This window comes from Pseudomonas morbosilactucae, from assembly GCF_023241665.1.
Taxonomy (GTDB): domain Bacteria; phylum Pseudomonadota; class Gammaproteobacteria; order Pseudomonadales; family Pseudomonadaceae; genus Aquipseudomonas; species Aquipseudomonas morbosilactucae.
Genome location: NZ_JALQCX010000066.1, coordinates 1 through 23115, shown reverse-complemented (window position 1 = coordinate 23115; position 23115 = coordinate 1). Strand labels below are relative to the sequence as shown.

General features: G+C 64.1%; 17 protein-coding genes. 10 read left to right on the top strand and 7 right to left on the bottom strand.

Annotated elements, in window-relative coordinates:
- Positions 1–97: 97 nt before the first annotated feature.
- The 8 genes from M1B35_RS28520 (at position 98) to M1B35_RS28485 (ending at position 12263) form a co-directional block, all read left to right on the top strand.
- Positions 98–982, top strand: coding sequence for a Dyp-type peroxidase (locus tag M1B35_RS28520; RefSeq protein WP_123335952.1), 885 nt, complete (start codon positions 98–100; stop codon positions 980–982).
- A gap of 179 nt (positions 983–1161) precedes the next feature.
- Positions 1162–1779 carry a transcriptional repressor LexA gene (gene lexA, locus M1B35_RS28515; RefSeq protein WP_268263713.1) on the top strand — a complete coding sequence of 206 codons (618 nt, stop codon included), beginning with the start codon at positions 1162–1164 and terminating at the stop codon, positions 1777–1779.
- Positions 1779–2396, top strand: coding sequence for a translesion DNA synthesis-associated protein ImuA (gene imuA, locus M1B35_RS28510; protein ID WP_123335956.1), 618 nt, complete (start codon positions 1779–1781; stop codon positions 2394–2396). The genes lexA and imuA overlap by 1 nt, the downstream gene beginning before the upstream one ends.
- A 7-nt stretch (positions 2397–2403) precedes the next feature.
- Entirely contained in the window at positions 2404–3816 is a 1413-nt protein-coding gene (locus M1B35_RS28505) for a Y-family DNA polymerase (RefSeq protein WP_268263712.1), read from the top strand.
- Entirely contained in the window at positions 3813–6896 is a 3084-nt protein-coding gene (locus M1B35_RS28500; RefSeq protein WP_268263711.1) for an error-prone DNA polymerase, read from the top strand. The genes M1B35_RS28505 and M1B35_RS28500 overlap by 4 nt, the downstream gene beginning before the upstream one ends.
- A gap of 147 nt (positions 6897–7043) precedes the next feature.
- A complete protein-coding gene (locus M1B35_RS28495; RefSeq protein WP_123335962.1) occupies positions 7044–9179 on the top strand; it encodes an ATP-binding protein in 2136 nt (711 codons plus the stop codon).
- 55 nt (positions 9180–9234) lie between these two features.
- Complete coding sequence (locus tag M1B35_RS28490) at positions 9235–11892, top strand: excinuclease ABC subunit UvrA (protein WP_268263710.1); 2658 nt, start codon at positions 9235–9237, stop codon at positions 11890–11892.
- A gap of 137 nt (positions 11893–12029) precedes the next feature.
- Positions 12030–12263 (top strand): DUF465 domain-containing protein, encoded by a 234-nt coding sequence (locus M1B35_RS28485; protein WP_123335966.1) that lies wholly within the window; start codon positions 12030–12032, stop codon positions 12261–12263.
- A 100-nt stretch (positions 12264–12363) separates the two neighbouring features.
- On the opposite strand, the gene M1B35_RS28480 is transcribed toward M1B35_RS28485, so the two are convergent.
- Together M1B35_RS28480 and M1B35_RS28475 are read right to left on the bottom strand one after the other, a co-directional pair.
- Complete coding sequence (locus M1B35_RS28480; protein ID WP_268263709.1) at positions 12364–13476, bottom strand: SMP-30/gluconolactonase/LRE family protein; 1113 nt, start codon at positions 13474–13476, stop codon at positions 12364–12366.
- Positions 13477–13526: 50 nt separating this feature from the next.
- Entirely contained in the window at positions 13527–14000 is a 474-nt protein-coding gene (locus M1B35_RS28475; RefSeq protein ID WP_268263708.1) for a hypothetical protein, read from the bottom strand.
- A 201-nt stretch (positions 14001–14201) separates the two neighbouring features.
- Here M1B35_RS28475 and M1B35_RS28470 point away from each other — a divergent pair, with 201 nt between their 5' ends.
- Positions 14202–16829, top strand: a complete 2628-nt coding sequence (locus M1B35_RS28470; protein WP_268263707.1) for an MGH1-like glycoside hydrolase domain-containing protein — start codon at positions 14202–14204, stop codon at positions 16827–16829.
- 32 nt (positions 16830–16861) lie between these two features.
- Here the strand turns inward: M1B35_RS28470 and M1B35_RS28465 are convergent, their stop codons facing one another.
- The 5 genes from M1B35_RS28465 to M1B35_RS28445 all read right to left on the bottom strand — a co-directional run bounded on the left by M1B35_RS28465 (position 16862) and on the right by M1B35_RS28445 (position 21812).
- Positions 16862–17623 (bottom strand): hypothetical protein, encoded by a 762-nt coding sequence (locus M1B35_RS28465; RefSeq protein ID WP_268263706.1) that lies wholly within the window; start codon positions 17621–17623, stop codon positions 16862–16864.
- A gap of 137 nt (positions 17624–17760) precedes the next feature.
- Positions 17761–18651 (bottom strand): aminoglycoside phosphotransferase family protein, encoded by an 891-nt coding sequence (locus tag M1B35_RS28460; RefSeq protein ID WP_268263705.1) that lies wholly within the window; start codon positions 18649–18651, stop codon positions 17761–17763.
- Positions 18652–18757: 106 nt separating this feature from the next.
- Positions 18758–20476 carry a hydrogenase maturation protein gene (locus M1B35_RS28455; protein ID WP_268263704.1) on the bottom strand — a complete coding sequence of 573 codons (1719 nt, stop codon included), beginning with the start codon at positions 20474–20476 and terminating at the stop codon, positions 18758–18760.
- 259 nt (positions 20477–20735) lie between these two features.
- Entirely contained in the window at positions 20736–21050 is a 315-nt protein-coding gene (locus M1B35_RS28450; protein WP_123335978.1) for an SCP2 sterol-binding domain-containing protein, read from the bottom strand.
- A 51-nt stretch (positions 21051–21101) separates the two neighbouring features.
- Positions 21102–21812 carry a histidine phosphatase family protein gene (locus M1B35_RS28445; RefSeq protein WP_268263703.1) on the bottom strand — a complete coding sequence of 237 codons (711 nt, stop codon included), beginning with the start codon at positions 21810–21812 and terminating at the stop codon, positions 21102–21104.
- A 205-nt stretch (positions 21813–22017) separates the two neighbouring features.
- On the opposite strand from M1B35_RS28445, the gene sohB reads away from it, so the two are divergent.
- Positions 22018–23040, top strand: a complete 1023-nt coding sequence (gene sohB / locus M1B35_RS28440; RefSeq protein ID WP_123335982.1) for a protease SohB — start codon at positions 22018–22020, stop codon at positions 23038–23040.
- The last annotated feature ends 75 nt before the right edge of the window (positions 23041–23115 follow it).

Below are 23115 nucleotides of genomic sequence, written 5' to 3'. Positions count from 1 at the left end.
GGGCAGAAAAGGCGGCGAAATCCCCCGGTTTATGGGCGCGGCTCACCACAAACCGGGGGCTGGCGGGTAAACTTCGCGCTTTCTTCAAGGAGTCGTTATGAGTTACTACCAGCCGGGCATTCTTGCCACCCCCGTTCCGAGCCAGGCCCGTCATTTGTTTTTTGCCCTCGAATCCATCGAGGCATTGCCTGCCGCCCTGGATCAGTTGCTGTCGCAGGTGGATGGAAAAACGGCGGTAGCAGGTTTTGGCGCCTCGCTGGTCAAGGCCCTGGGCGCTCGCGTGCAAGGCCTCAAGGCGTTCCCGGCACTGACCGGCGTCGGCGTCGACAACCCGTCGACCCAACATGCACTGTGGGTCTGGCTGCATGGCGACGACCGCGGTGAATTGCTGCACCGCAGCAATGCCCTGGAAGCGGCCCTGGCACCGGCCTTGCGCCTGGTGCAGATGAACGAAACCTTCCGCCACAAAGACGGCCACGACCTGACCGGCTACGAAGACGGCACCGAAAACCCACACGATGACGCGGCCGTGGCGGCGGGCCTGGCGGACGGTGTCGATGGCCTGCGCGGTGGCAGCTTTGCCGCGATCCAGCAGTGGCAGCACGACTTCAAGGGCTTTGCCGCCATGCAGCCCGAAGAGCGCGACAACATCATGGGCCGGCGCCTGAGCGACAACGAAGAGCTGGACGATGCGCCGGTCTCGGCCCACGTCAAGCGCACCGCCCAGGAGAGCTTCACCCCGGAGGCCTTTATGGTGCGTCGTTCGATGCCGTGGATCGAAGGGGATCGGGGCGGCCTGATGTTCCTGGCCTTCGGTCACACCCTCAATGCTTTCGAAGCCCAACTGCGACGCATGAGCGGCCTGGAAGACGGCATCACCGACGGCCTGTACCGCATGAGCCGGCCAATCACTGGTGGCTACTACTGGTGCCCGCCACTGCTGGACGGCCACCTCGACCTGCGCGGCCTGAAAACCGCCTGATCCAACCCCGCCATACCGCGATCGCCGGCAAGCCGGCTCCTACAACAGCCGCACCCGCCGCCCCCTTGTAGGAGCTGGCTTGCCAGCGATCGCGCTCCCAAAATCCACACCCCTCCCAAAACTGCCTCCACCGGCAGCGGATTAGCGGTGCTTGTCAGAAAAATCCGAGAGGAGTACAAATGTACTCCATGACGACTTTATCTCCCCGCCGCAGTGCCATCCTGACCTTTATCCGTGACCGCATCGCCGATCGCGGCCAGCCTCCGAGCCTGGCCGAAATCGCCGAAGCCTTTGGTTTTGCCTCGCGCAGCGTGGCGCGCAAGCATGTGCTGGCGCTGACCGAGGCCGGGTTTATCGAGGTCAACCCGAACCAGGCGCGGGGCATTCGCCTGCTCAATCAAGCGCCGCGCCCCGAGCTGCTGGACATCCCCGTGCTGGGCCGAGTGGCCGCCGGCGCGCCCATTGGCGTGGATGCCGAGGTGCATGGCCGCTTGTTGCTGGACCCGGGGATGTTCTCCTTGGCCCCGGATTACCTGCTGCGGGTCCAGGGCGATTCGATGATCGAGGACGGCATCCTCGACGGTGACCTGGTGGCCGTTCGCCGCAACCCTGAACCGCGCAACGGGCAGGTCGTCATCGCCCGCCTGGACGGCGAAGTCACCATCAAGCGCTTTCAGCGCCAGGGCCAGGCCATTCGCCTGCTGCCGCGCAACCCGGCCTATGCGCCGATCGAGGTCACGGTTGATCAGGACCTGGCCATCGAAGGGGTGTTCTGCGGTCTGGTGAGGCCAGGCTGATGGGGGCCGTGGTCGCGCTGGATACGCTGTTCAATGCCGGCCGGGTGTGGAAGGGCCGGCCTGCTGCGCCGGCCCCCAGCCCGCAAGCCACTGGCCACGCGGCCCTGGATGCGGTGCTGCCCACGGGTGGCTGGCCGGAGGCGGCGCTGACGGAAATCCTTATCGCCGCCCAGGGCGTGGGCGAGTTGCAACTGCTGTGGCCGGCCCTGGCCCGATTGGCGGCGGCGGGGGAGCGAGTGGTGCTGGTGGCGCCGCCTTATGTGCCCTATCCCCAAGCCTGGCAGAACGCTGGAGTGGATGTGCGTCAGCTGTCGATTATCCAGGCCAGTGAGCGCGATGCCCTGTGGGCCGCCGAGCAATGCCTGCGCTCGGGCAGTTGCGGCGCCGTGTTGTGCTGGCCGCAGCAGGCCGATGATCGCGCCCTGCGCCGTTTGCAGGTGGCGGCGGAAACCGGCCAGACCCTGGCCTTTGCCTACCGCCCGCAGGCAGAGGCGGTCAACCCGTCGCCGGCGGCCTTGCGCATTGCCGTGGATGCCCGGCCCGCACAATTGCGTGTACTCAAGTGCCGGGGCGGCCTGGCCCATGGCGCGCCCATCGCGTTCAGCCCCGGGCACTGAGGCGGTCATGCGTTGGGTGTGCATTCTATTTCCGCAGTTGGCCCTGGACGCCGCGCTGCGTCAGCGCGCCGAACCCGAGGCCCCCCTGGCTCTGCTCAGTGGCACCCCACAACGCCGGGTGCTGCAAGCGGTGAATACCGCTGCCCGGGAGCTGGGCCTGCGCCCCGGCCAGTCGTTGACGGCCGCCCAGGCCCTGGCCAAGGGCTTTGCCTGTGCCGAATACGACCCCGAGGAAATCCAGCGTTGGCAGCAGTTCCTGGCGGCCTGGGCCTATGGCTTCAGTTCCCAGGTCAGCGTGGCCTACCCGCGCACCCTGGTGCTGGAGATCGAGTCGAGCCTGGGCCTGTTCGGTCCCTGGCCGCAGCTGGAAGCGCGGCTGCGTCGCGAGCTGACGGAACTGGGCTTTCGCCACCGTATCGTCGCGGCGCCCAATCCACTGGCGGCCCGGGTCCTGGCCAATGCCTATGACGGCTTGGCCGTGGCGGATGATGAACAACTGGGCCAGGTCCTGGGTGCCATGCCCATCGAGCGCCTGGGCCTGGCCGCACAAACCGCCGAAGCCTTGTCGCGCATGGGCGTGCGCAGTTTCGCCCAGGTGCGCGGCTTGCCTCGTTCGAGCCTGGCCCGGCGTTTTGCCCCGGCCTTGCTTCAGCACCTGGATCAACTCCTGGGCGAGCGCCCATTGGCCTTGGCCTTCTATCAACCACCGGACCGTTTCGACCTGCGCATCGAGCTGAATTTCGATGTCTTGTCGCACCAGGCGCTGCTGTTCCCCTTGCGCCGCTTGACGGCGGACCTGGCGGCTTTTCTCTGCGGTCGCGACAGCGGGGTGCAGCGTTTCGAGCTGCATCTGGAGCATGCTGAATGCGCCGATACTCTGATCCCGGTGGGCCTGCTCAGCGCCGAGCGTGACTCGGCCATGCTCTTTGAACTGGCCCGCGGGCGCCTGGAGCAGATCCAGGTGCCGGCGCCGGTGCGCAGCCTGCGCCTGCTGGCCGAGGACTTGCCGCGCTTTGTTCCTGAACACCGTCAACTGTTCGATGAGCGCCCCCAGCAATCCTTGCCCTGGGAGCAACTGCGCGAACGCCTGCGAGCGCGCCTGGGGGATGACGCGGTGCATGGCTTGCGGGCTCTGGCCGACCACCGACCGGAGTGCAGTTGGCAGGCCACCAGCGACCGTCAACCGGGGCCGGTCCTGCCGGGCCCGCGTCGCCCCGGCTGGTTGCTGCCCGAACCCTTGCCCCTGGCCGACAGCGCTGTACGGATTGTCATGGGCCCGGAGCGCATCGAGTCCGGCTGGTGGGACGGCGCCGATGTGCGCCGCGACTATTACCTGGTCGAAACCCAGGGCGGCCAGCAAGGCTGGGCCTATCGCCCGGTTGGTGGCGGCCCCTTGCTGTTGCAGGGCTGGTTCGCATGAGCGGCTACGCCGAGTTGCATTGCCTGTCGAACTTCAGTTTCCAGCGCGGCGCCTCCAGTGCCTTGGAGCTCTTCGAGCGGGCCCGGGCCGAGGGTTACCAGGCCCTGGCGATCACCGACGAGTGCACCCTGGCGGGAGTCGTACGCGCCTGGCAAGCGTCCGAGGCCTGTGGCGTTCCGCTGATTATCGGCAGTGAAATCCAGGTCGAGGACGGACCGAAACTAGTGTTGCTGGTGGAAAGCCTGGAGGGCTATCAGGCCCTGTGTCGTTTGATTACCCAGGCCCGGCGTCGTGCGCAAAAGGGCCAGTACCGCCTGCTGCGGGACGACCTGCAAATACCCTTGCCGGGGCTGCTGGCGCTGTGGCTGCCCACGGCGGGGGATGAGCCGCACGCGCAGGAGCATGGCCGTTGGTTGCAGGGGATTTTCCGCGAGCGTCTGTGGCTGGCCGTGGAGCTGCATTGCGCGCAGGACGATGCCCGGCGCCTGGCGCGGTTGCTGGCCTTGGCCGAGCAACTGGGAATCGCCAGCGTGGCCAGCGGCGATGTGCACATGCACAGCCGGGGGCGCCGGGCTTTGCAAGACACCATGACCGCGATCCGTCATCACCTGCCGGTGGCGGAGGCCGGGCAGTGTCTGCACCCTAATGGCGAACGCCACCTGCGTAGCGTTGACACCCTGCGGGCCCTGTACCCGGCGGCCTTGTTGCAGGCCTCCCTGGACATTGCCCGGCGTTGCACTTTCAGCCTCGCTCAATTGCAGTATCAGTACCCCCGGGAGTTGGTGCCCGAGGGCCATGACGCGGCGTCCTGGCTGCGCCACCTGGCGACCCAGGGCTGTGCCTGGCGCTGGCCCCAGGGCGCACGGGCCGAAGTGCTGACGCAGATCGACAAAGAGCTGGAGATCATCGGCGAGCTGGGCTTCGAGAGTTATTTCCTCACCGTGCACGACATCGTGCGCTTCGCCCGCAGCCAGCACATTCTTTGCCAGGGCCGGGGTTCGGCGGCCAACTCGGTGGTGTGCTTCGTGCTGGGCATCACCGAGATTGACCCCGATCGCTCGACCTTGCTGTTCGAGCGCTTCCTGTCCCGGGAGCGCAACGAACCGCCGGATATCGATGTGGATTTCGAGCATGAACGCCGGGAGGAGGTGCTGCAGTACGTGTTCCGTCGTTACGGCCGGGGGCGGGCGGCCTTGACCGCAGTGGTCAGCACTTACCACGGCGCCGGCGCGGTGCGGGACGTGGCCAAGGCCTTGGGCTTGCCGCCGGACCAGGTCAACGCCCTGGCCGATTGTTGCGGCCACTGGAGCGACACGCCGCCCAGTGCCGAGCGCTTGCAGGAAGCCGGTTTCGACCCCGACAACCCGCTGCTGCGCCGGGTGCTGGGCTTGACCGGGCAGTTGATCGGCTTTCCCCGGCACCTGTCCCAGCACCCCGGCGGCTTCGTGATTTCCGAAGAACCCCTGGACAGCCTGGTGCCGGTGGAAAACGCCGCCATGGCCGAGCGCACCATTATCCAGTGGGACAAGGACGACCTGGACCGGGTCGGCCTGCTCAAGGTGGATATCCTCGCCCTGGGCATGCTCAGCGCCATTCGCCGCTGCTTCGACCTGATCCACGGGTATCGTGGTCAACGCTACAGCCTCACCAGCATCCCTTCTGAGGACCCGGCCACCTACGAGATGATCAGCCGCGCCGACACCATCGGCGTGTTCCAGATCGAGTCCCGGGCGCAGATGTCCATGCTGCCGCGGCTCAGGCCGAAGACGTTCTACGACCTGGTGATCGAGGTGGCGATTGTCCGGCCCGGGCCGATCCAGGGCGGCATGGTCCATCCCTATCTGCGCCGGCGTAAAGGTGAGGAAAAGGTGACCTACCCTTCAGCAGAGTTGGAGGGGGTACTGGAGCGCACTCTGGGCGTGCCGCTGTTCCAGGAGCAGGTGATGCAGATCGCCATTGTCGCCGCCAACTACACCCCCGGCGAGGCCGACCAGTTGCGCCGTTCCATGGCGGCCTGGAAACGCCACGGCGGCCTGGAACCCCATCGCCTGCGCCTGCGCGATGGCATGCGCAGCAACGGCTACAGCGACGAGTTCGCGGCGCAGATCTTCGAGCAGATCAAGGGGTTTGGCAGCTACGGTTTTCCCGAATCCCATGCCGCCAGTTTCGCCTTGCTGACCTACGCCAGTTGCTGGCTCAAGTGTCACGAACCGGCGGCCTTTGCCTGTGCCCTGATCAACAGCTGGCCCATGGGCTTCTACAGTCCGGACCAGATCCTCCAGGATGCGCGGCGGCATCACCTGGAAATCCGCCCGGTGGAGGTGGGCGCCAGTGATTGGGATTGCAGCCTAGAGCCGATCGCCGGGCAGCAGCCGGCCTTGCGCCTGGGCTTGCGCATGATCAAGGGCTTTCGCGAGGAGGATGGCCGGCGCCTGGAAGCTGCGCGCCGCGCCGGGGTCTTTGCCGACATCGCCGACCTTGGCCGGCGGGCCCAACTCGACAGTCGGGCCCAGGAACTGCTGGCCGATGCCGGGGCTTTGCGTGCCTTGGCGGGCAATCGTTATCAGGCGCGCTGGGCGGTGGCCGGGGTGGAAACGCAATTGGGGTTGTTCGCCAGCGTGCCGCGTCAGGAAGAGGCCCCGGTGAACCTGCCCAGGCCAAGCCGGGGCGAAGACCTGCAAGCCGATTACCTGAGCCTGGGCACCACCCTCGGGCCCCATCCCCTGGCCCTGTTGCGGGCCCAGCTCAAGGCCCGGCGCTGCCGCAGTTCCCGGGAATTGCTGGAAGTGGCGCACGGGCGCCCGGTCAGCATTGCCGGCTTGGTCACCGGACGCCAGCGCCCGGGCACCGCCAGCGGCGTGACCTTCGTCACCCTGGAAGACGAGTTCGGCAACGTCAACGTGGTGGTCTGGCGTGATCTGGCCGAGCGTCAGCGCCGCGTGCTGGTGGGCGCCCAGTTGCTGCAAGTGGACGGCACCCTGGAAACCGAGGGTGAAGTGCGCCACCTGATTGCCGGGCGACTCCAGGACCTGACCCCATTGTTAAGCGGGATTACGGTGCATAGCCGGGATTTTCGTTGAGTCGACGGGCCCCAGAGGTAGAGAATGCCCGAGTCGTGGGCCCGACCCGGTGAAACCATCTGTGTCGACGGTGCTCAAAGGTTTTGGGTGATCCAGCGCCCTGCTTAGAGTGCCCACTCCGTGCCACATTTTTTATCGAGTTCGTCCATGCCGTTCTTATCTGATGACTACGGATGCCAAGGCTGGAAAGGCGAGATGGCCGAGCGCATTCGCCGTTTCGACTGGTCCATCACTGACCTCGGGCCGTTGCAGGACTGGAGCTTGAGCCTGCGCAGCACCGTGCAGTTCATGCTCGGTTCACCCGTGCCCCAGGTGATGCTCTGGGGGCACTTGGGCTACATGATCTACAACGATGCCTACGCGGTGTTTGCCGGCGGTCGCCACCCCTTCCTTTTGGGCTGCCCGGTGGAGCTTGGATGGCCGGAAGTGGCCGAGTTCAACCGTGACATCGTCGACACCTGCCTGGCCGGGGGAACCCTGTCCTTTCGCAATAAAGACCTGACACTGCTGCGCAACGGGGTGCCGGAAACGGTCTGGCTGGACCTTTACTACAGCCCGGTGGCGGACGACAGCCAGGCACCGGCCGGGGTCTTGGCGATTGTTGTGGAGACCACCGAGCATGTGATTTCCGAGCAGCGGCGCCAGGCCGCCGAGCACGCTTATCGGGCCGAGAACGAGCGGGTGCAACTGGCTTTGAATGCCGGTGCGCTGCTGGGTTCTTTTGTCTGGGACTTGCAGGCCAATCGGCTGTCGGGCGATGAGCGTTTTGCCCGCACCTTCGCCTATCCCCTGGAGCAGCCCCTGGATGACTTGCCCATGGCCAATGCCGAGGCGCGCATTCACCCAGACGACGTGCCCAGGGTGCGCGAACGGGTTGATGAAAGCCTGGCCCGGGGCGTGCCCTACAACGCCGAGTACCGGGTGCGGGGCGCTGACGAGTGCTACCGCTGGGTCATGGCCTGTGGCCGTTGTGAGTTCGACAGCGCGGGCCAGGCCTTGCGCTTCCCGGGTGTATTGATTGATATCCACGAGCGACGCATCGCCGAAGAAGCCCTGCGGCAGTTGACCCGTGACCTGGAGCAGCGGGTGCTGGATGAGGTCGATGCGCGCCTGGAGGCAGAAGAACAATTGCGTCAGGCACAGAAGCTGGAAGCCATCGGCGGCCTGACCGGCGGCGTGGCCCATGACTTCAACAACCTGCTGCAAGTCATCGCCGGCAACCTGCACCTGCTGGCCCGCCACGAACCGGAGAACGCCAATGTGCAGCGCCGCACCCGTGCGGCCCTGGCGGCCGTCGAGCGCGGTGCCACCCTGTCGGCACAACTGCTTGCCTTTGCCCGGCGCCAGCCGTTGTCGCCGGCGGTCTACAACCCGCGGCACCTGTATGCCGGGCTCGGGGAACTGTTGCAGCGGGCCCTGGGCGAGACCATTCAGATCGAGGTGCACCTGCCCGACGACCCCTGGTGCATTCATGTCGACCGTCATCAACTGGAAAACGCCGTGCTCAACCTGGCCATCAATGCCCGGGACGCGATGCAGGGCGAGGGCACCATCGCCATCGCCGCGCAGAATGTGACGCTGGAGCGGGAGTTCTGCGTGGGCAAGGACATTGGCGCGGGGGATTACCTGCGGCTGTCGGTCAGCGACTGCGGCGGCGGCATGCCCCCCGAAGTGCTGCGCCAGGCGTTTGAACCATTCTTCACCACCAAGACCGATGGCCAGGGCACCGGGCTGGGCTTGAGCATGGTGTTCGGTTTCGTCAAACAGAGCGGCGGCCACATCGAGATGCTCAGCACCCCGGGGCAGGGCACCACGGTGCAGCTGTATTTCCCCCGCAGCCGTGAACAGGCCAGCGCCGAGGAGGCGCTGCCGATGCCGGATGTGGGCGGCGCCGGCGAGCGAATCCTGGTGGTGGAGGACAATGAGGCGGTACGCAGCGCTGCCGTGGAGTTGTTGCAGCATGCCGGCTACCAGGTGCTGACCGCGGCCAATGGCGACCAGGCCATGCAGGTGCTGCTGAACGGCGCCCAGGTGGATTTGATCTTTACCGATGTGGTGATGCCCGGGCTGATCAAGAGCCGCGACCTGGCGTCCTGGGCCAAGACCCAGACGCCGGCGATTGCCGTGCTGTTCACTTCGGGGCATACCCGTGACCTGATATCCCGTAATCATCAACTCAGCCCCGACACGCACCTGCTGAGCAAACCCTATGGCCCCGACGCGCTGCTGGGAATGGTGCGCGGGGTGTTGGCGTCGGTGGGCAGTGCGCCGCCGTCTGTGTGATGATCCGGGGCCCCGGGCCCTGCGCCTTTCCTGATTTTTGCTACAAGGTCGATTCATGACGTCTTCGCGTTCCGTTCCACCGGCCGCTGCGCTGCCGGCCAACAGCACTGGTTTCGTCAAGGTTCGCGGGGCCCGTGAACACAACCTGAAAAACGTCGATGTGGACATTCCCCGGGATGCACTGGTGGTGTTCACAGGGGTGTCTGGCTCCGGTAAATCGTCCCTGGCGTTTTCCACCTTGTACGCCGAGGCTCAGCGCCGCTATTTCGAATCCGTGGCGCCTTACGCGCGCCGCCTGATCGATCAGGTCGGGGTGCCGGACGTGGACGCCATCGACGGCCTGCCGCCAGCCGTGGCCTTGCAACAGCAGCGGGGCACGCCGAGCACCCGCTCCTCGGTGGGCAGCGTCACCACCTTGTCCAGCCTGATCCGCATGCTGTATTCCCGGGCCGGCAGTTACCCGCCGGGGCAGCCGATGCTCTATGCCGAGGACTTCTCCCCCAACACGCCCCAGGGCGCCTGCCCCGAGTGCCATGGCCTGGGCCGGGTGTATGAGGTGAACGAGGCGTCCATGGTGCCGGATCCGTCGCTGACCATACGCCAGCGCGCCGTGGCCTCCTGGCCCCTGGCGTGGCAGGGGCAGAACCTGCGGGACATTCTCGTGACCCTGGGTTATGACGTGGACATTCCCTGGCGCGACCTGCCGAAAAAACAGCGTGACTGGATTCTCTTCACCGAAGAAACCCCCACCGTGCCGGTGTACGCCGGCCTGACCCCCGAGCAGACCCGCGAGGCCCTCAAGCGTCAGGCGGAGCCCAGCTACATGGGCACCTTCAGCGGTGCCCGGCGGTATGTGCTGCACACCTTCACCCACACCCAGAGCGCGCTGATGAAGAAGCGCGTGTCGCGCTTTATGCTCGGCAGCCCGTGCCCGTTGTGCGCGGGCAAGCGCCTCAAGCGCGAGGCGCTGTCGGTGACCTTTGCCGGGCTGGACATCGGCGAGCTGGCGCAGATGCCCCTGCTGCAATTGGCCGAGGTGCTCAAGCCGGTGGCGGCCCAGGCTTATCTGGAGCAGGTCGAGGAGGGCGGTGCGGTGTTGAGCCACCAACAGACCCGCGAGGCGCGCCAGCAACGGGTGGCCCAGGGCGCGCCCGGCCACGGCGGCGCACCGGATGTGCGGCACACGCCGAACCTGTCCCTGGAAAAACGCCTGGCCGCCCAGCGCATCGCCCAGGACTTGCTGGAGCGGGTCGGCACCTTGATCGATTTGGGCCTGGGTTACCTGGCCCTGGAGCGCAGCACCCCGACCCTGTCGTCCGGGGAGTTGCAGCGCCTGCGCCTGGCGACTCAGTTGGGCTCGCAGTTGTTTGGCGTCATCTATGTGCTGGACGAGCCTTCGGCGGGTTTGCATCCGGCAGATGCCGAGGCGCTGTTCGAAGCCTTGCAACGGCTCAAGGCGGCGGGCAATTCGTTGTTTGTGGTGGAGCACGATGTGCAGACCATGCGCCGCGCCGATTGGCTGATCGATGTTGGCCCGGCCGCCGGCGAACACGGTGGCCGTGTGCTTTACAGCGGTCCACCAGCGGGCCTGGCCCAGGTATCGGAGTCCCAGACACGTGCCTATCTGTTCGCTGAACAGGCCCCGGCCCGGCGTGCACCGCGTCAGGCCCAGGGCTGGTTGCGCCTGGAGGGTATCAGCCGCAACAACCTGAATAACCTCAGCGCCGAGTTCCCCCTGGGCTGCTTTACCGCAGTGACCGGGGTGTCCGGTTCGGGCAAGTCGAGCCTGGTCAGCCAGGCCCTGCTGGAACTGGTGGGGGCCCATTTGGGCAAGGGGCCGAGCCGCGACGAGCCGGAAGCATTGAACCTGGAAGACGACGCACCAGCCCTCAGCGACGGGCGGGTGACGGCGGGGCTGGAGCAAATCAAGCGCCTGGTCCAGGTCGATCAGAAACCCATTGGCCGCACGCCGCGATCCAACCTGGCGACCTACACCGGGCTGTTCGACCTGGTGCGCAAACTGTTCGCCGCCACCCCCGAGGCCCGGGCCCTGGGTTATGACGCCGGGCAGTTTTCCTTCAACGTCGCCAAGGGCCGCTGCCCAGCGTGCGAAGGCGAGGGCTTTGTCAGTGTCGAGTTGCTGTTTATGCCCAGCGTCTATGCGCCGTGCCCCACCTGCCACGGGGCGCGCTACAGCCCGCAGACCCTGGCGGTGACCTGGCAAGGGTTGAGCATTGCCCAGGTGTTGCACCTGACCGTGGACCAGGCCATCACGGTGTTTGCCGAACAACCGGGGATCCGCCGTTCCCTGGAGGTGCTGCGCGACATCGGCCTGGGCTACCTGCGCCTGGGTCAGCCGGCCACCGAGCTGTCTGGCGGCGAGGCGCAGCGCATCAAGCTGGCCACCGAACTGCAGCGCACGGCTCGGGGCGCGACCCTGTATGTGTTGGATGAACCCACCACTGGCCTGCACCCGCGGGATGTCGATCGCCTGCTGGAACAACTGGATTTGCTGGTCCAGGCCGGCCACAGCGTGGTGGTGGTCGAGCACGAAATGCGTGTGGTGGCCCAGGCAGACTGGGTCATGGACGTTGGCCCTGGCGCCGGTGATCAGGGCGGCACCCTGGTGGCGTGTGGCACCCCGCACCAGGTGGCGGCGCACCCCGGCAGCCGCACGGCAGCGTTTCTGGCCCAGGCCCTGGGCTTGGGCTGACCTCGGCCGACCTAAGGCGACCAGCGGTCGCCCCGAATGGCATTGGTCGTCGACAGACCCGCTTCGCCAAGGCCATGCTGACAACGGGCAGGCACGCTGCGGCGGGCTTGCCACCGATCAACCAACGGAGGTGTTCCATGCCGGTGACCCACGATCTGTATCAGGATCTGAGCTGCAGCAAAGAAGACATTCAACAGCGTCGGGCCAATGATCCACACCTGAATGCGCTGTTCGACAAATACTCCAGCATCGACGACGAGGTACTCAAAGCCGAGGCCGCCGCCGCTGCTGATGACGATCTGAAGAAGCTCAAGGAGAAACGTTTGCTGATCAAGGACGAGATCTTCCAGAAAATCACCGCCCACTCCTGACCCCGGTCGAACTCACGGCGGGGAGCTCGCGTCTGGCGCGGCTTCCCGCCCCGTCTTGCTGAAATCCCCTGCCTAAAATGCCTCCCTTGCAACGCACCCTCTACAACGCCCCGCCGTGCAAGGCCTGGCTCAATGGCAAGCGCGCCATATGGCGGGCCTTCAGTGACCCCAGGTATAGACCGTCGGCGTATTCGCGCACTGTGGTGATGGGCGAGTAGTTGCCGCTGCTGGCGTCCTGCAGGTTGGCGATCACCTGGCCCTGCAGATCCAGGCCGATGACAAAACCGCGTTTCTCCACGGGCTTGGGCAGCACCGTCATCGCTCGCACCAGCATTTTGCGCACCCAGGGGTACTCGGCCGTGCCGTCCAGTAGAGGGTTGCGCGGCGCATACAGGGCCACCCAGAAACGGTTGTGCCCATTGAAGCTGAGGTTGTCCGGGAGGCCTGGCAGGTTGTCGATAAACAGGTCGTGGCTGCCCGCCTTGGGCCCGCTGAGCCAGTAACGGCTGATGCGATAGGCGCCGGTTTCATTGACCAGTACATAGGCCTCATCCGGCCCCAGGGTGACGCCGTTGGCGAACTCCAGGCGGTCCAGCAACTGCTCGGTCTTGCCGCTCTGGAAGTCATAGCGCAACAGGCGTCCGTCGCCGCCGTGCTCGATCACCGCTTCGCCATCGTGGCCGTAGCCCCAGCGGCTGCTGGCGTCGCTGAAATAGGCATAGCGCCCGGCGGCGTCCACCGCCACGTCATCGGTGAAGCCGAACTTCAGGCCATTGGCCTCGGTGCTCAGGGTGTTCAATTGGCCCTTGCTGTCCAGGGCCAGCAGGCCCTTGATGGCATCGGCGATGATCAGCCGCCCATCCGGGTGTCGGGCCAGGCCCAGGGGGCGGCCGCCAGTGTTGGCCAGCACCTTGAGGGTGGTGCCGTCGAGGCTGGTCTGGATCACCCGGCCATCGTGCAGGCCGGTGATCAGTTGGTTGCCCTCCAGCAGCAGGGCTTCCGGGCCGTCGATAGCGTCCGCGCCGACCCGTTCCACGGCCTTGAGTGTTTGGTTTTCGGCATACGGGCCGCTGCTCAGGGACGGCGCTGGTTGCGGCGTCCAGGCCACCGGTTGGACCTGGGTCGGTGCCAATAACAAAAAGGCGCCGATGGCCACGATCAGCAGCAACACTAGGCGGTGAATCTTGAAGCGACGTGGAGCGACGCGAGTCATGGCGGGTCCTGTTGTGGGGGTGTTGTTTTTGTTGTGGGGCCGCCCCGGGCTTATGGGGTTTTCAACATCACATAGGCTTCACCGCCGCGGCGGTCGTGCATCAGGATAAAGGTCTGTTGATCAAGGGTGATTTTCACCGGGACCTGCGTGCCCAGCGGAGTGCTGGAGAACTTGCCGGCGCTGCTCAAGAATTGCAGGGTCAGCGAGCTGTCGTTCTGGCTGGGGGTGGTGATCGCGCATTCCTTGTTGGCCTGAATCTGCACGCCCAGGGTCTGGTCCTGGTTCATGCCCATCTTGGCGAAACCGGCGTCGGTGATTTGAGTGATGCCGTGGGCTCTCGCCGCGGTTTCGGCACCGGCAAAGGTTGGTGCCGACTTCAGGCAGATATCGCGAAAGGCCAGGATCCCGGCGGACGTGATGGTGGGTTCAGGGTTGATCTCCCGGGTCACACTGGAACAGGCGCTGATCAGGGCCAGGGCGCAGACAAGAGTGGCAACCGATGCGGAGCGGGGCAGCGTCATCATGATAAATCCTTGGCAACAGGCCGACTGTGTAGCAGCGTAGGCACGACCACGCCCCAGATCAATCTTTTGTATTGCCCGTCCCCCTGTCGGAACTGGCTTGCCTGCGATGGCGCCCTGAAGATGTGTACAAGGCTCAAGGGACCTATCGCCGGCAAGCCGACTCCTACACTGGTATTTATTTGCAGGGCAGGGCACTTTCTGATGACGGAAAAAACGCCAGTGAGCATTCTCGATACCCGCGAAGGCCAGCGCTTGCAGGGGGCTGACGCCGAGCACTGGCGCCAGTGGGGGCCGTACCTGAGTGAGCGGCAGTGGGGCACGGTGCGCGAGGACTACAGCGCCGACGGTGATGCCTGGAAATACCTCCCTCACGACCACGCCCGCAGCCGCGCCTATCGCTGGGGCGAGGACGGCCTGGCGGGGTTTTCCGACAAGGCCCAGCACTGGTGCCTGGGCCTTGGCTTGTGGAATGAGCGTGACCCCATTCTCAAGGAGCGCCTGTTCGGCCTGGACAACGCCGAAGGCAACCACGGCGAGGACGTCAAGGAACTGTATTTCTACCTCGACGGGGTGCCCAGCCATGCCTATATGCGCATGCTCTACAAGTACCCGCAGGCGGCCTTTCCCTACGCCGATCTGGTGGTGGAAAACGCCCGGCGCGGCCTCGACGACAGCGAGTACGAGATCCTCGATACCGGGGTCTTCGAAGACAATCGCTACTTCGATGTGACGGTGGAATACGCCAAGCACACGGCCGATGACCTCTTTATGCGGGTGACCGTGCACAACCGTTTCCACCAGCCGGCACGTTTGCGGGTGCTGCCTCAGGTCTGGGCGCGCAACCGTTGGCGTTGGGGTGGCGATGCGCAACGGCCAAGCCTGCGCCTGGAGGGCGATACGGTGCTGGCACGGCATGCGCAGCTGCCCGATCGGCAGATCACCGCCTGGGGCGCGGAGCCTTGCCAATGGTTGTTCTGCAATAACGAAACCAATGCCCCCAAGCTCGATGGGCTGTCCTCGCCGGGTCCGTTCAAGGACGGCATCAACGATTACCTGGTGGACGGGCAGGCCACGGCGGTGGCCTTCGATGGCGGCACCCGGGCCGCAGCGCATTTTGCCCTGGAGTTGGAGGGCGGCGAGAGCCAGAGTCTGTTCCTGCGCTTTGCCCCAGCGGGCAGTGAGCAGGTCAATGCTCGCCGCCTGTTCGAACAGCGCCGGCGCGAGGCCGATGAGTTTTATGCCGCCTTGCAACAGGGCATTCCGGATGCCGATGCGCGTAATGTGCAGCGCCAGGCCCTGGCCGGGCTGCTGTGGTCCAAGCAGCTGTACTACTTTGACGTCAACCAGTGGCTCGACGGTGATCCCGGGCAGCCGGCGCCACCCAGCGGGCGTGAGCACCTGCGCAATAGCCATTGGCGGCATTTGTCCAACAGCGACATCGTCTCCATGCCCGATACCTGGGAATACCCCTGGTACGCTTCCTGGGACCTGGGTTTCCAGGCGGTGGCCTTTGCCCTGATCGATCCGGGGTTCGCCAAACAGCAGTTGTTGCTGTTGGTGAAAGACCGCTTCATGCACCCCAACGGCCAGTTGCCGGCCTACGAGTGGCGTTTCGACGATGCCAACCCGCCGGTGCATGCTTGGGCCAGCTGGCGGGTCTATCAGCAAGACAAGGCCCTGACCGGCCAGGGCGACCTGGATTTTCTCGAGCGTATCTTTCACAAGTTGCTGCTGAATTTTTCCTGGTGGGTCAATCGCAAGGACGCCGAGGGCCGCAACCTGTTTCAGGGCGGCTTTCTCGGCCTGGACAATATCGCCCTGTTTGATCGTTCCGCGCCGCTGCCGGAAGGTTTCACCCTGGATCAGGCCGACGGTACGGCCTGGGTCGCGGCCTATGCCCTGGACCTGATGCGTATCGCCTTGGAGCTGGCCAAGCGCAATGGCGTGTACGTGGACATCGCGGTGAAGTTCTTTGAGCACTTCCTCTATATCGCCGGGGCGATCAATCGGGTGGATGAAAGCGCCGAGGGCTTGTGGGACGAGCAGGACCAGTTTTTCTACGACGTGTTGCACCGGCCCGACGGCCAGAACGAACCGTTGCGTCTGCGCTCCATCGTCGGCCTGATGCCGCTGTTCGCGGTGCAGGTGCTGGAGCAGCACGAGCATGAAAACCTGCCGGGGTTGGCCCAGCGTCTGCTGGGCTTTTTGCATCACCGTCCGGACTTGGCGAGCCTGGTGTCGCGCTGGTACGAGCCGGGCAAGGGCAATCGCATGCTCCTGGCGTTGCTACGGGGCGAGCGCACCAAGGACCTGCTCAAGCGCATGCTCGATGAAAGCGAGTTTCTCTCGGAATTCGGCATCCGCTCCCTGTCCAAGGCCTTTGAGCAGCCGTTTGCCATGCAGGTCGATGGCCGGCAGCTCTGTGCTCGTTATGTGCCAGCGGAATCCGATTCGCGGCTGTACGGCGGCAACTCCAACTGGCGTGGACCGCTGTGGATGCCGATCAACTACCTGCTGATCGAATCCCTGCGGGAGTTTCATCGCTATTACGACGTCAACTTCTCAGTGGAGTACCCGCGGGGCTCCGGGTATCTGGCGTCGTTGGAGGAGGTGGCCGACAGCTTGAGCCAGCGCCTGACGCGGCTGTTCTTGCTGGACGAGGACGGGCGCAGGCCGTCCATGAGTGGCTACCCGCAATTGCAGGTCGATGCCGAGGACCGCGAGCTGGTGTTGTTCCATGAGTACTTCCATGGCGAAACCGGGCGCGGTCTGGGGGCTAGCCACCAGACTGGCTGGACGGCGCTGGTGGCGTTGCTGTTGCAGGCTTAGCTGCAGCAATAGGGAAGGGCGCGCAGCGGGGTTCAGTTCCCTTGCTGCACCTTAAGTTTTTTCGAGACATCCGATATTGCCCAATTCAGCGTGGCGATAGGAACCGTGATCGCCTTGCCATCGGCGTAGAGCGCACAGAAGGATGTCGAGCACTGCATGATCCGGTAAGTGCCCTTATGCCCATCCGGGTCATTGACGGTCACCTGGGGTGAGTCTTTGAAGCCGTTTTTCAGATCCTCGGCCGCCGAGTCTTTGCCGATTAGTACAAAGGGGGTGATGGTGATCATCAAGATAAAGGAGATGAAAAACATCGCCACAAACAGGCCGTAGCTGGGGATGAAGATGTACAGCGCACATTTGCCGATCTCCTTGAAGAAGGATGGGGCGGGAACGGTGGCCTGCGGTTGCTTGGCGGACTGCTTCTTGTCAGTGAGTTTTTTGTTGAACAAGGCGATCAGATAGTTGAGGCCGCCGAACACCAGAATGCTCAGTGCGCAGACGATTACGGCCCATAGCCAGTGCTGCCCAATGAAGTCCATTCCTCCTTTCAAACCGTTGGTCATGGCGTGATACCAGGCCAGAACTGCGTTGACGAAAGTGGTGGAGGTGTCCATGGGAAACATCGAGGTTTCCAGCTGAAAGTAGCCGAGGTAACCATCGTGGTAGGCCTTGCCGTTCAAATAGAAGAACGGAGTGGTGATTGCCAGAATCACTGAGCCGATCATGCCCCAGGCAATCGGGCTTTTACCGGTTTTTTCCTGGGCTTCTTCTGTGTTCTTAACCTTGGCGTTCATAGTCTTTCCTTAGATTTTTCCAATGGTGTCTTCAACTCTGCGATCCACGCGAGGGGAAATCGTGGCAGCTGTTTTCTTTCTTGCTATCAAACAAGCGTGGGTGAAACTGGGGTGCACAGCACGGGCTGCGTCGCCTATCAGCAATACCAATGAGGCACATGCCTGGAAAATCCGGCGAAGTCTTCCCAGACTTTTTGCGTGCGTTGCAGGGTGGCCTGGACTTCCTGCTCGCCGAAGGACATGGCCCAGAGCACGCTGAAGAAGGTGTCGAACGCGACGTAGAACGCCATGCGGGTGAGGAAAGCCGGGTCGGGCTTGCCTGCGCAGTAGCCGTCGATCTGCCCGCGGGCGAAGTCGCTGCTGAGGTTGCAGGAAAACAGCGCCAGCCTGTTGAAGTCACGCGCGGGGTCTCCGAAACGGCAGCGGTTGAAGTCGATGATCGACAATTGGTCATCGGCGCCCACGATCATGTTGTTCAGGTGATAGTCACCGTGGAGAAACACCAGCGGCGTGTCTGCCAGCAGATGAAAGTGCTGTTCGAGAAACTGCAGGAAGTCTTGTGCATGGGCCACCTTGTAGTCACAGCCCTGATACTGTTCGAGCTTTTTACGGTAGAGGGTACGCATCTGCTGTTCGGCGTTTTCAGTTCCGCCAGGCGCGGCAACGCTGTGGATCTGCTTGAGTATTCGACCGGCTTGCAGGCCAAGCTCATAACAGGCTGCGGCGGGCTGCTCGGCCACCCATTGCGCGCCATCCTTGCCTTCGATCCACGACAACAGCGAATAAACCTGGCGTCCTGAATCAAAAAGGCCGAAGGCCAAGGGCTGGGACATGGCGATGCCCTTGGCCGCCAGATACTGGGTCCACTGGAACTCGTCGCGTTTGTTGACGTACTGAGAGGCGTCGTTGGTGCGCAAGAGCAAGTGTTGGTCTTGTTCGTCGACGATGTGAAAGATCCGATCGCTGGACCAGCCAAGGGTTTGTGCTTCGATGCTGCGCCACGTGGCATGGCCTGGAATGTCGTGCATGCTCGCCTCCTTGCAGACAGCTGCCGCCCCAGGGGGGGCGGCAACAAAAGGCGGCGATACTACGTGGCCTGGCGGTACTTTGAAAGCATGCCGCTCAGGCGGTGAATCAGCCCACCAGGGCGATGTCCTGGGTTTTGGCCCAGCCTTCGATCAGCCGTTCAGGGGTGCAGCAGGCCTTGCGCTTGTAGACGAAATGGCGGCACTTCTCGGCGAAGCCCTTGCGGTTCTGCACCATGTCCATGTGCATTTCTTCCAGCTCGGCGTTGCGGCAGTGCTGCATCAACTGCGGGTCGGCTTTCAGCTTGCGCTGGCGCAGGTCCTGGTAGCGCGGCTCGTTGAGCACACCGTTGGCCCGCTGCAGCAGCCACAGGCCGAACTCGTCCGGGCAGCGTGGGCCGATTTCCTGGACCATGCCCATCTGCAGGGCCTGGAGCGCACTGATGGGCAGGCAGGCTTCGGTCAGTTGCCGGGCCAGCGGCTGGCCAACGGCGCGGGGCAGGCTGTAGGTCCAGTATTCAGAGCCGTACAGGCCCATGCTCTTGTAGTGAGGGTTGTAGACGGTGTCGGCACGGGCCAGGACCACATCGGCGGCCAGGGCGAGCATCAGGCCGCCCGCCCCGGCATTGCCGGTCAATCCGCTGACGACCAACTGGCGCGCGGTGAGCAGTTCCAGGCAGACGTCGTCGATGGCCTGGATATTGGCCCAGGCCTCCAGTCCCGGCTCGGGAGCTGCCTGGATCACATTCAGGTGCACACCGTTGCTGAAAGCACCACGGCCGCCGCGCACCAGCAGGACCTGGGTGTCTCGGGCCTTGGCCCAGCGCAGGGCGTTGACCAGGCGCTGGCATTGCTCGGTGCTCATGGCGCCGTTGTAGAACTCGAAGGTCAGCTCGCCGACCTTGCCGGATTCGCGGTAACGGATCGGCTGGTAGGCTTCGGTGCTGAAGGGGGTGCTGGCCACCGACCAGTCCAGCACCGGCACCTGGGCCAGGCGCTCGCCGAGTACATGGCGGGCCGGGCGTTTGAAGGTGTCTTCGCCGGGCTGGGGTTTGAGGCGCAGGGCGCCGATCCATAGGCTGTGATCGCCGCAGGCCACCAGCACTGCATCATCGTGCACCGCCAGCAATTGCCCGGGCATGCCGCTGCGGGAATCCAGGTGGGCGTCGTACAGGTAGTACTGGCCGCCGGCAAGGCTGGCCAGGACGCCCGGCTGGCCGTCGGCGGCGTCGATGCTGCGTTTGATGAATGGCGCGCTGTCGTGCCAACTGAAGGTGCGGTCGCACTGTTTCATGTTCGGTTGCAGGCGGCCGAGCACCGAGGGGTTATCGTAGTCCAGGGGGACAGGGCTGAAGCCGTTGCGGAATTTTTCCACCACATCGCGGATGCAGTGGATGGCGGCGTCGCTGACCAGGCCGTTGTACAGCTCGGACTTGCGCAGCCCGTTGGGCAGGTTGAATTCATAGGTCGACCAGATCGGCCCCGCGTCCATTTCCTCGACGGCCTGCAGGGCGGTCACGCCCCAGCGTTTGAGTTCCTTGCTGATGGCCCAGTCCAGGGCGCTGGCGCCACGGTCCCCGACGATGCCCGGGTGGATGATCACCACCGGACGCTTGGGGTGGCTCCACAGTTGCTGGGGCACGCGGTCCTTGAGGAAGGGGCAGATCACCAGGTCTGCATCGGCTTCTTCGATCTGCCGGCAAACGTCTTCTTCCCCGGTGAACAGCACCACACTGGGACGGTGCCCGGCCTGGCGCAGGTCGAGCCAGGCCCGTTGGGTCAGACCGTTAAAGGCGGTGGACAGCAGGATGATCTTCAGTGATCGCATAAACAGACTCTTCCGTGAGTGAAACGGTGCGGCAAAGGGCCCCGGCTGAAGCCGTCCCTGGCCGCGATGGAGGCGCAAGAGTAGAGGGGGGCTGATGGGCGAAAGCTGACCGAGATCAATCAAGCGTGCCGCCTGAAGGCTGAGCCGCCGAGTGGTATTGATCCAGGGCAAAGTGGCGGGCTAGACGCGTTGGGTGGCCCAGAAACGACGAATCCCGCCTCAGGGGCGGGATTCGTGTACAGCCGGACCTTGCGGGGTCTTAGGCTGGGAACAGCTCGCTCAATTTCATGGCCAGCATCATGTCGCCTTCGGCGCGCAGCTTGCCGCCCATAAAGGCTTGCATGCCGTCGGTTTCGCCGCTGACGATGCCTTCCAGGGTTTCACCGTCCATCACCAGGGTCACCTGAGCGTCCGGGTTTTCGCCTTCCTGCAGCTCGCAGGTGCTGTCCTTGACTATCAGCGAGAAGTGCTTGGAGTCATCGATACGGAAACCGAAAACCAGATCCAGGCCGGCAGCGGCAGCTGGGTTGAACTTGGCTTTCATGGCTTGTACGGCATCAGCTACGGAGGTCATGGTTCGATCCTTTTATGGGGTGGTTACAGCCAGGGGCACAGTAAGCCGGACTCAGCGGAAAGTGATGAGTTCGGGGGCCTTCAACAGTTGCAGGTGGGCATGACTGTTGAAGGAAGCCAGGGACACCTCGCGTCCGCGGAATTTCAGCTGGTTGAGCGAGGTGTTGACGATTTGCCAGTTGAGCTCGAAGGCCTGGGCCGCCGGGATCCGAGTAATCAGATGGAGCAGGGCGGTGATGGTGCCGCCCGAGGTGAACACGGCGATTTTTTGCCGGTTGTCGGCTTCAGCCAGAATCCGTTGCAAGCCGCCCTGGACCCGCTCGACAAACCCCAGCCAGCTTTCCAGCCCGGGGGGATCGTAGGTGCCGGCCAGCCAGCGTTCGATAATCAGGGCGAAGATGCGCTGGAACTCGGCGCGGTTCTGCGCGGCGTTGCGCAGGGTCTCCAGCGCTTGGGGTTCTTCAGGCAGCAGGTCGGGCAGCAGGGCACGGATGATGGCGTCGGCGTCGAACTCGTTGAACGCCGAGTCGATTTCCAGGGCCGGGGTGTTCAAGCCTGCCGCGCTCATCTGTTCCAGCGCCGTATTGGCCGTGTGTTGCTGACGGCGCAGGTTACCGGACAGGCAACGATCGAAGCTCAGCCCAAGGGCGGCCAGGTGATCGCCGAGGACCGCTGCCTGGCGCACGCCGGTGGCTGACAGCACGTCGTAGTCGTCTGCACCGAAAGAGGCCTGGCCATGTCGAATCAAGTAGATGCTGCCCACGTCCGCGTCGTCCCGGTACGTTGAAAGTTTTGCGAGGTTATGAGGATGCCGGTGAGCTGTCAATGAAAAAACATACGCTTGTTTGAAAAGCTTATTGGAGCGTGGTTACAGGAGGTTTCGCGGCTGGTCGGCGATCGGTCTCGCCGGTATGCTGGGGCCCATTCCACCGCTCGTTGGCAGTGGTGCATGTCGTTAAGGAGTCCCTGTGGAGTTTCTCTCGGAGTACGCCAGTTTTCTGGCTAAAACCGTCACCCTGGTCATCGCTATTTTGGTGGTCCTGGTCACCGCCGCCTCGCTGCGTGGCAAAGGCCGGCGCAAAGGCGCCGGGCAGTTGCACGTGAGCAAGCTCAATGATTTCTACAAGGGCCTGCGCGAGCGCCTGGAGCAGAGCCTGTTGGACAAGGATCAGCTCAAGGCCCTGCGCAAATCCGAAAGCAAGGCCGAGAAGAAAAGCAAAAAACAGCCTGAGGACAAGCCTCGGGTGTTCGTGCTGGACTTCAACGGTGACATCAAGGCCTCGGCCACCGAAGGCCTGCGCCATGAAATCACCGCCTTGCTGACCCTGGCCACGCCCAAGGACGAAGTGGTGCTGCGCCTCGAAAGTGGCGGTGGCATGGTTCATAGCTATGGCCTGGCGTCCTCGCAACTGGCGCGTATCCGCCAGGCGGGTGTGCCGTTGACGGTGTGCATCGACAAGGTGGCGGCCAGCGGCGGCTACATGATGGCCTGCATCGGCGAGAAAATTATCAGCGCACCGTTCGCCATCCTCGGCTCCATTGGTGTGGTGGCGCAGTTGCCCAACGTCAATCGACTGTTGAAAAAGCACGACATCGACTTTGAAGTGCTGACCGCTGGCGAGTACAAGCGCACCCTGACGGTGTTTGGTGAAAACACCGAGAAGGGCCGGGAAAAATTCCAGGAAGACCTGGACATCACCCATCAGTTGTTCAAGAACTTCGTCTCCCGCTATCGCCCGCAACTGGCCATTGATGAAGTGGCCACCGGTGAAGTCTGGCTGGGTGTCGCGGCCCTGGATAAACAGCTGGTGGACGAGTTGCAGACCAGTGACGAATACCTGGCAGAGCGGGCCAAGAGTGCGGAGCTGTTCCACCTCAACTACGCCGAGCGCAAGAGCTTGCAGGAGCGAGTAGGGCTGGCCGCCAGTGGTTCGATCGATCGCGTGCTGCTGACCTGGTGGAGCCGCCTGACCCAGCAACGCTTCTGGTAACCCATTTGCAGACGCCGGCTTTTGTAGGAGCTGGCTTGCCAGCGATAGGGCCCTCAAGTCCTGCGCCAGTCTTGG